2 protein-coding genes are annotated in these 10724 nt (G+C 50.9%); both read left to right on the top strand.

From position 1 onward, the window contains the following. On the top strand, window positions 1-1986 hold a 1986-nt coding region (locus D515_RS25050), incomplete at its 5' end, for a type I secretion C-terminal target domain-containing protein (RefSeq protein WP_152442431.1). 352 nt (window positions 1987-2338) lie between these two features. Further along, the coding region (locus tag D515_RS23315; protein ID WP_039850608.1) for an Ig-like domain-containing protein at window positions 2339-10724 on the top strand (8386 nt) is incomplete at its 3' end.

Genomic DNA, 10724 nt, shown 5'->3' with positions numbered 1-10724 from the left:
GCGGCGGAAGATGGTTGGGTCGGCTGGACGGTCAATATGACCAACACCTCCACCACCAACAGCACGGTGCAGCTCAACTTTAATGACGGCCTTCATCAGGCCAACTTCGGGGCAGACTATAACGGCAAGGTGCATGTTTACACCAAGTCCGGCACTTTCCTGAAAGAAGTCGTACTCAATGCCTCTAATGGCTACAAGGCCAATATCACCATCCCTGCTGGTGAAAGCGGCGTCAAAATTTATGCCGATACCCTCAATGACAATGTCTATGAAGGGAATGAGACCATCAAGATCCAAGGTGCCGTCATTGGTCAGCAAGGTTGGGTGCAATCCGCTGCGGCAACGATCACCGATGAAGCAGATAAACCCTCGCTTTCAGTCGTTAATACCAATACCAATAACAAAGTCACTGAGTCAAATTGGGCCACTTTCAGCATAAAACTCAGTAAGCCAGTTGATCAGGCAACAAGCGTAAAAGTGAATGTATTCACGGGTGCCAATCCTGATATTACCAATAAAGACGTTGGGAATTATGAATATTGGACAGGCTCGGGTTGGGCTAATTTCAAGAGTGGAAGCAAAATGACCATCGCGGCTTTCCAGACTGAATTACAAATCCGTGTCAAGCCAATTAACGACAATAAAGTCGAAGGAAATGAAAAGCTTAAAATATTAGTAAATCCGACTGGTGTTGAAACACATATACAAACAGGTCAGGTCGAAGGAACTGTGCTCGTACTTGATGCTGGCCACACAGACACAAGCAACAGCAAAGGCGGATTCGTACATTGGCACATTGATGGAGGCGGCGCCCAACATATCACCGGTAACCGTTGGCAACCAAATGAAAAAGTTTTCCTTTACGGCCCCGATGGCACCAGAAAAGCGGTGTACGCCGATAGCGACGGCTTTTTCCATGTGCAAGGCACTGATTATTACACTTCAGCCGGAACACTAAGTGCCATTGGTGCAAAAAGTGGCTCTTCCAAAAACAGTGTCAGCGTAACCCCCAATATCACACCAATCGTGCTTGATTTAGATGGAGACGGCATTGAAACCAGCGATGTAACCGCAAACCCTGTGAGGTTCGACTACAACGGCGATGGTCAAGATGTAAGTACTGGCTGGGTATCTGGTGGTGATGGCCTGCTGGTTCGTGACATCAATAAAGATGGTCAGATCAATGATGGTTCTGAGCTATTTGGTTCCAACACCCTACTACAAGACGGTACGACAGCTGCCGACGGCTATGAAGCGATGGCACAGCACGATACCAACGCAGATGGCGTCATCGACAAAAATGATGCCATTTATTCCGAACTTGGTGTTTGGGTCGATAAAGATATGGATGGCGAAACAGATGAGGGAGAGCTCCTCAGTCTGGAAGAAGCCGGCGTCGCTTCAATCAATCTGGAAGCACAATCCTCAGATATCGAACAAAACAACAATTTCATAGGCAAGACATCCACCTACACCACAACAGATGGCGAGGAGCGCACCGCTGCTGATGTTTGGTTCTCCACACAACAAGCGCCTGAAGAGGAAACAAGCCTTGTTGGTTTAATTGAAGAGCACAGTATCAGTGGGCTGGATAGTGCAGACCTCGTATGGCATAGCGAAGATGTCACGGATCAACCGTGGTCGGACACAGTCACAGACTTCACGGTTGGGCAGTCTTCCCTCGATCTTTCTGACCTTGTAAAGGACAGCCAGGACCATCTACTTAGCGAAGATAATGTCGACATGTTTGAACAGGATGGATCCTTGGTACTCAGAGTCGATACGGATGGAGACCACACTTGGAATCAGGAGATCATTCTTCAGGATGTTTCACTGGATGACATTGTCGATGAGAACGGAATGATTAAGAGCGGTGTGTTTGGTGACGACAATGTTAAAGAACTCTTCCAGAAAGCGACAGCTACAGACGTCGTCGAAAACACTTCTACACATTTGGAGAATCCAACTTTAGATGAGCATCTCTAAGACATAGTTATACATCTTGCAAATTGGACATGGATGTAAGGTTTTTCTTTGACGCAGGCCTTCCATCCAGTCTCGAAGCTGAGAATTAATGCAAATATCAACCTTACTCACCCGTAAGTAATACTTTTTTCGGCTCACAACTCGTTGGAAGGCAACAGATTGCAAGCATAAACTATGTACACAGCATGTAATGCATTACGGTCACATGTTTATGAAATGAGATGCATGGATGTTTTATCTAACTATTTCAAGTTCGCAACGTTTGAATAGCGAGATTTGAATAGCGAAAAAAGAGGATTTTGGTGTCTGGCCCTCGATAAAACGCCAAACAAACATAACTAAAGGAAGAGATATGAACGCGAATACCCTTACTACAATAACGCTCGACAATTTAATCGCTGGTGATGCTGCCTTAACATACGCGGAGGCACAAACAGACATAGACATAACGGGCATTGTTAGTGGGAATATAAGTGAGGGTGACACAGTTACTGTGTCCATTGATAACAACCAATTTATCGGTGTTGTCAGCGCTGACAACACATTTACTGTTTCTGTACCAGGTAGCACACTGGCTAGTAGCGAAACGCGAACAGTAACAGCATCTGTCGAAACGACGGATTCAAACGGCAACACATCTTTCGTCAATGATTCAAAGAGCTACAGCGCTTATGAGTCCACTGTTTCTTCTGTCACTTTGCTGAATAACGGCGTTGAAGGCAGCACAGCTCCGGGCTGGACCGTCAATCTTGACCAAGCAACCATCGAAGACACCACCGTTACATTGAGTGCCAATGATACCGTTCATAGTGCGAGCTATGGCAGTGACTACTCAGGTGTCATGCAAGTTTTCTCTCTTTCAGGTGAATTCCTCACCGAAGTAACGCTAAGTAAAGAGAACAAATTCAAAGCCGACATCACAGTACCTGCTGGCGAAGAAGGTGTTGTTGTCTATGCAATCACTTCAGACGATAACACCTACGAAGGTGATGAAACTATCGTTATTCGTGCGATCACCGGAAATAACTGGGTTAACTCTGAAGCGGCAGTCATCTCGGACGAAAGTGACAAGCCGACGGTGGCATCCGTCTCTGATGCCACAGTCAAAGAAGGTGGCCAAGCAGAGTTCGCATTTACCCTCAGCAATCCTTCTAACTTCGACACCAGAGTTCTCGTGTCACCGCAGGCTGATAATACAGATATCGACTTTGCCAACTTATGGATTGACCTAGGCAATGGCTGGGTTCAAGCCAATGGCGAAGTCACCACAGAAGGAACATGGATCACCGTCCCCTCCTCAGTGAAACAAGTGAAACTCCGTGTAGATGTGCTTGAAGACAATGAAGTTGAAGGTAATGAGACGATTACTGTCAATGTATTAGCAGAAGGTCAAAACGAAGCAGCAACAGGCACAATCACCGTTGTTGATGTCGTCGCGACTCCCCCTGTTGTCGAAAGCATCTCTGTTTTAGAAGAAGGCGTAGAAAGCGGCCAAGCTCCCGCCTTTCAACTAAACCTGACCAACGCCTACTTTCAAGACACCGAAGTCACGCTTAACGTTAATGACAATTTGCATGATTTCGATTTTGGCAAAGACTACGATGGCGCAATTCAAGTCTTTTCTTTGTCAGGAGAGCTTCTTGATGAAATCAATCTTGGCACCCACAATGCGTTTAAAGCCGTCACCAACATCCCTGCTGGTGAGGAAAGCGTCATTATCCGTGTCAATGTCATTGACGACAACCTATACGAAGGTGACGAATCGCTTGTTATACGAGCAGCAGTGAGTGGAAAACAAGGATGGGTGGTTTCTGGCGCCGCTACCATTACTGATGAGACCGACATTGTCACTGTGGCTGCCGTTTCTGATACCACAGTGTTTGAAGGCAATCACGCTGAGCTCACCGTCACGATGAGTAACCCTTCGACCACCAACAACACTGTATTGCTAACACCAAGCAACAGTAACGATATTGACTTAGAAAATGTATCAGTCAATTTTGGCAAAGGCTGGGTCAACGCGAGCGTTGACAGTAACACCAATCAAATAAGTATTGATGTACCAGGCCCAGTAACCCTGTTTAAAGTGCGTTTCGACACAATCAGTGACAACATTTACGAAGGTGATGAAACATTCACTATCAGTGCAAATGTCGACGGTCAAACTGAAAGTGTCTCAGGTAACGTGACAATTAAAGACATTGCAGGCGTACCGACAGTAGATAACATTGTCGCTGTTCGAGACGGTATTGAAGGTGGCGACGCGCCCGGCTTCAAAGTCAACATGACGAACGTTTCTGCCTCTGACACCACAGTGACACTGAACATGGTCGACTCCCTCCATGACGTCAAATACGGTGTAGATTACTCCGGTGTCTTGCAGATTTATTCCGTCTCCGGCGAATTCCTCACGGAAGTTACTCTAGGTAGAGACAACAAATTCAAAGCCGATATTACCGTCCCGGCTGGTGATGACGGCGTTGTTGTTTATGTAATGACAACCGACGATGCCATCTATGAAGGCCCGGAGTCTGTGGTTATTCGTGCAGCCGTCAGTGGAGAGCAAGGCTGGGTCAACTCAGAAGCAGCTCTCATCACTGACGAAAACGACATTACGTTAGTCACCTCTATGACTGACGTGAGTGTCAATGAAGGTCAGCAAGCCCAAACGACGGTTACTCTGAGCGGCGCTTCTATCAAACCTGTAGAAGTCACGCTCACCGCACAAATTGACGATGCAAACATCGCCTTAAACAATCTGTCTGTAAACTTCGGTGACGGCTGGGTTTCTGTTAGCGGGACGACTTTTACAGTTCCAGCTTCTGTTGACACCTTCGAGGTGCGTTTTGATAACACTGACAACGATGTTTACAACGGCGATCAAATCATCACGCTCACTGCTTCCACTTCAGAGCAAACTGACGCAGTAACCAGTACCGTCACCATTAATGATGATGCAGACAGACCACTAGTTAACAACATCACCGTCGTGCAAGAAGACGAGGAAGGTGGAAAATTACCTGGTTATCAGGTGAATATGACCAACACTTCTACCACCGACACTACGTTTAAACTAACTCTGAGTGACGGACTGCACACCTCTAATTTCTTTGTGGACTATACAGGTGTGATTCAAGTCTACTCGCTTGATGGTGAGTTTCTGGAAGAAGTCGCGCTAAGCTCAGCCAACCGCTTCAGAGCTGACGTTACCGTGCCAGCGGGTGAGAGTGGCGTACTTGTATATATTGAAAGCGTCAACGACGACATTTACGAAGGTGACGAAACTCTGGTAGTCCGTGCGGGCGTTTTGGGCCAACAAGGTTGGGTTAACTCTGACGCAGCAACCATTACTGATGAAGAGGACCGCCCTTCCGTATCAAGCATTACCTATCTCAATGATGGTTCTGAAGATGGTCAGGCCGCTGGCTTCACCCTTAATATGTCAAACGCCTCCACCACGCCAACAACAGTTCAATTGCGTGTTGATGACGCACTACATCAAGCAACTATTGGTGAAGACTACTCAGGCGTGATGCAGATTTACTCGCTGGATGGACAATACCTCCTTCAGGAAGTCACCTTAACCAGCGAAAACGGTTACATCGCAGACATCGTCATCCCCGCTTGGGCTGAAGGCGTCACGATTTATGCCGAGATCTTGAGTGACAAGCTAGAGGAAATTGATGAATCTTTAGTTATCCAAGCTGCGATCATAGACGAGCAAGATTGGGTAACATCAGAAGCTTCAACCATCATCGACATCGACAATATTGCACCAGGTGAAGGCAAAGGACCGAATGGTACGGATGAAGCGCCAGTCGTCGTGATACCGGAAGCCACCGGCGGCGTGGGCGAAGAAGAGCTGACTGACGGCGTGGAAGTGCTGGTCACTCCGCCAACCGGCACCTTGCCAGGTGATAACATTACTGTCACCGTGACCCAACCGGATGGCACCACCAATGAAGTCACGACCACTGTCCCTGCAGGCTGGACCGACGGCACCGCTGTGCCTGTGACCCTGTCACCGGAAGATCTGGGCGGCACAGGAGGTGAATTGCCTGGCGAAGGCGATTACACCATCACGGCAACCGTGACCGACACCGCTGGCAATACTTCAGTGCCAAGCGAAGAAACCGGTTTCAATATAGATACCACCGCACCGGGCGAAGGCACCGGCACCGGCGGCACCAATGAAGCACCAACCGTGGTGATCCCAGAAGCCACCGGCGGTGTGGGTGAAGAAGAACTGGCTGATGGTGTGGAAGTGCTGGTCACCCCACCAACAGGCACTCAGCCTGGTGACACCATCACTGTCACCGTGACCCAACCGGATGGCACCACCAATGAAGTAACGACCACTGTCCCTGGTGGCTGGACTGACGGCACTGCTGTGCCTGTCACTCTGTCGCCGGAAGATTTGGGTGGCACGGGCGGTGAATTGCCTGAAGAAGGCGATTACACCATCACTGCAACCGTAACGGATACTGCTGGCAATACCTCGGTACCAAGCGAAGAAACCGGCTTTACCATTGATACCACCGCACCGGGCGAAGGCACCGGCACCGGCGGCACCAATGAAGCACCAACCGTGGTGATCCCTGAAGCCACCGGCGGCGTGGGTGAAGAAGAGCTGACTGACGGCGTGGAAGTGCTGGTCACCCCACCGACAGGCACGCAGCCTGGCGACACCATCACTGTCACTGTGACCCAACCGGACGGCACCACCAATGAAGTGACGACCACTGTCCCTGGCAGCTGGACTGACGGCACCGCTGTGCCTGTGACCCTGTCGCCGGAAGATTTGGGTGGCACGGGCGGCGAATTGCCTGGCGAAGGCGATTACACCATCACAACCACTGTGACTGACAGTGCCGGTAACACCTCGGCACCAAGCACGGAAACCGGCTTTACCGTTGATACCACCGCACCGGGCGAAGGCACCGGCACCGGCGGCACCAATGAAGCACCAATCGTAGTGATCCCTGAAGCCACCGGCGGCGTGGGTGAAGAAGAACTGACTGATGGCGTGGAAGTGCTGGTCACCCCACCGACCGGCACGCAGCCTGGCGACACCATCACTGTCACTGTGACCCAACCGGATGGCACAACCAATGAAGTGACGACCACTGTCCCTGGTGGCTGGACTGACGGCACCGCTGTGCCTGTGACCCTGTCGCCGGAAGACTTGGGCGGCACGGGCGGTGAATTGCCTGAAGAAGGCGATTACACCATCACAACCACTGTGACTGACAGTGCCGGTAACACCTCGGCACCAAGCTCAGAAACCAGCTTTACCATTGATACCACCGCACCGGGCGAAGGCACCGGCACCGGCGGCACCAATGAAGCACCAATCGTAGTGATCCCTGAAGCCACCGGCGGCGTGGGTGAAGAAGAGCTGACTGACGGCGTGGAAGTGCTGGTCACCCCACCGACAGGCACATTGCCAGGTGATACCATTACTGTCACCGTGACCCAACCGGATGGCACCACCAATGAAGTGACAACCACTGTTCCTGGTGGCTGGACTGACGGCACCGCTGTGCCTGTCACTCTGTCACCGGAAGATTTGGGCGGCACGGGCGGCGAATTGCCTGGCGAAGGCGATTACACCATCACAGCAACCGTGACTGACAGTGCAGGTAACACCTCGGCACCAAGCACGGAAACCGGCTTTACCATTGATACCACCGCACCGGGCGAAGGCACCGGCACGGGCGGCACCGACGAAGCACCAACCGTGGTGATCCCAGAAGCCACCGGCGGCGTGGGTGAAGAAGAACTGACTGATGGTGTGGAAGTGCTGGTCACTCCACCAACAGGTACGAAACCTGGCGACACCATCACTGTTACTGTCACCCAACCGGATGGCACCACCAATGAAGTGACCACCACTGTCCCTGGCGGCTGGACTGACGGCACCGCTGTGCCTGTGACCCTGTCGCCGGAAGATCTGGGTGGCACGGGCGGTGAATTGCCTGACGAAGGCGATTACACCATCACAGCAACCGTGACTGACACCGCTGGTAACACCTCGGCACCAAGCACAGAAACCGGCTTTACCATTGATACCTCTGGGCCTGATGCTAGCTCGACGCAAATCAGTATTGATAGTATATCTGCAGACAACATCGTCAATGCTCAAGAAAGCAGTGAGTCGATCAACGTTACTGGTACAGTCGCTGGAGAGTTCAATGCAGGTGACCAGGTTACCGTATCGGTTAACGGCAATGAGTTCACCGGCACTGTATCTTCCTCAGGACAGTTCTCAATCGCGGTTCCTGGCAGCCAATTTGTTGCTGATCCTGATTCAGCTATCAATGTCCAATTGGAGGCAACTGACTCCGCTGGTAATACTGGCATCATCAATGCCACCCAAAATTACAGCGTTGATCTTACCGCCCAAGCCTTCATCACCTTGGATGCGAATATCGCTGATGATGGCGCGATAAATTATGCAGAGTCTCAGCAAAATATTGACATTACCGGTGTTGTTCGTGGCGATGTAAAACCCGGTGACGTCGTCACTGTTACAGTAAACAACGTTGAGTACACAGGCTCCGTTAAAGCTGATAATACCTTCTCAGTCGCTGTTTCAGGTGCTGACCTTGCTGCAGCGGCAGATAAAACCGTGACCGCTACCGTGACCGCAACAGACAATGCAGGAAATACGGTCACTGTTTCTGATGCAGAAACCTACACTGCTTTCAAAGCAAAAGTCGAGTCTGTGACTCAGCTTCGTGATGGCGTCGAAGGCGGCATAGCTCCTGGTTGGACGGTCAACTTCGACCACGCTGCAATTGAAGACACCACAGTCCGTCTGAACTTCAATGATAGTTATCATCAGGCTGACTTTGGCAAGGACTATTCCGGCAAGGTCTTTATTTACAACCTCGCAGGTCAGAAAGTCGGTGAAGAGATACTCTCAGCCGCCAACAACTGGCGAGTAGACATCTCTGTCCCTGCCGGCCAGAAAGGCGTGCGTGTTTACGCTGAAACTCTCAATGACAACGTCTATGAGGGTAACGAGACCATTCAAATCCAGGCAGCGGTTCCAGGTAGACAAGGCTTCATTCAATCTGATGAAGCGGTCATTACTGACGAAGCTGATAAACCTAAAGTGTCCGCTGTTTCTAACGCCACCGTCGATGAAGGCGGCATGGCAACACTCACGGTTTCACTCAGTAATGAGTCTACTTCCTCTACCCGCATCTTTATCGACGCCTATGGGAATGGCGGAACAGCAACGGAAGGCAAAGACTTCAACACCAAGGACCTCTGGGTCAATTACGGCAGTGGCTGGGTGAAAGCCGCCGGCGATTTCTCCGGCGGGAACTGGATTGATGTCCCTGCCAATACCAAAACGTTCCAAATTCGTTCTCAGACGACTCAGGATGACGTGTATGAAGGGAATGAAACTTACCTCATCAAGGCGAAAGCTGATGGACAAAGTGCACTGATTTCCGGCACCGTTACCATTAACGACCAGGCTGACCTCCCAATGATCGACAGTATCACGCACCTTCGTGATGGCGTTGAAGGAGGCAGCTGGCCGGGGTGGACGATTAACATGACCAATGCGTCTACCACCAATACCACTGTCCAGTTGAACTTCAACGATGGCTTGCATCAAGCTGATTTCGGTAACGACTACAGCGGCAAAGTGCACGTTTACAGCACATCGGGTACCTTCCTTCAGGAAGTGGTGCTCAATGCCAGCAACGGTTGGCGAGCCAATATAAACGTTCCTGCCGGTCAGCAAGGCGTGCGTGTCTACGCTGAAACCCTCAATGACAATGTCTATGAGGGCAACGAGACCTTTCAAATCCAGGCGGGGATCCCCGGGCGCCAGAGCTTAATTGAATCCGAACAGGCCGTCATCACGGATGAAGCAGACAAGCCACGCGTCACCAATGTGTCTAACGCCTCGGCGAATGAAGGCGATGCGGCTTCTGTCACCATCACGCTCAGCAATGAGTCCACCACCCCTACCCGTGTGTTTATCGATGCGTACGGCGGCTCGGCCACCGAAGGCAAAGATTTCAACACCAAAGACCTCTGGGTCAATTACGGCAGTGGCTGGGTGAAAGCCGCCGGCGATTTCTCCGGCGGGAACTGGGTCAGTGTCCCAGCTAACACCAAGACCTTCCAGGTGCGCTCTCAAACCACCGAAGACGGCACTTACGAAGGCAATGAAAGCTACACCATCAAAGCCAAAGCCGATGGGCAAAGCAATCTGGTGTCCGGTACGGTCACCATTGTCGAAGATGAAGCGGCGACTATTGTCACCTCTGTGACCAAGCTGCGTGATGGCGTGGAAGGCGGCACTGCTCCTGGCTGGACAGTGAACTTCAACAACCCGTCTGACGAAGCCACCACGGTCCGCCTGAACTTTAATGATGGTTATCATCAGGCTGATTTTGGCAAGGACTATTCCGGCAAGGTCTTTATTTACAACCTCGCAGGTCAGAAAGTCGGTGAAGAGGTACTCTCAGCCGCCAACAACTGGCGAGTAGACATCTCTGTCCCTGCCGGCCAAAAAGGCGTGCGTGTCTACGCTGAAACCCTCAATGACAATGTCTATGAGGGCAACGAGACCATTCAGATCCAGGCTGCGGTGCCAGGCAGACAAGGCTTTATCCAATCTGCTGAAGCCGTCATCACGGATGAAGCGGACAAGCCACGCGTCACCAATGTGTCTAACGCCTCGGCGAATGAAGGCGATGCGGCTTCTGTCA

This window comes from Grimontia indica, from assembly GCF_000333895.2.
GTDB classification, from domain to species: domain Bacteria; phylum Pseudomonadota; class Gammaproteobacteria; order Enterobacterales; family Vibrionaceae; genus Enterovibrio; species Enterovibrio indicus.
Note: the sequence above shows the minus strand (reverse complement) of the source record. Positions and strands in the feature narration are given on the sequence as shown.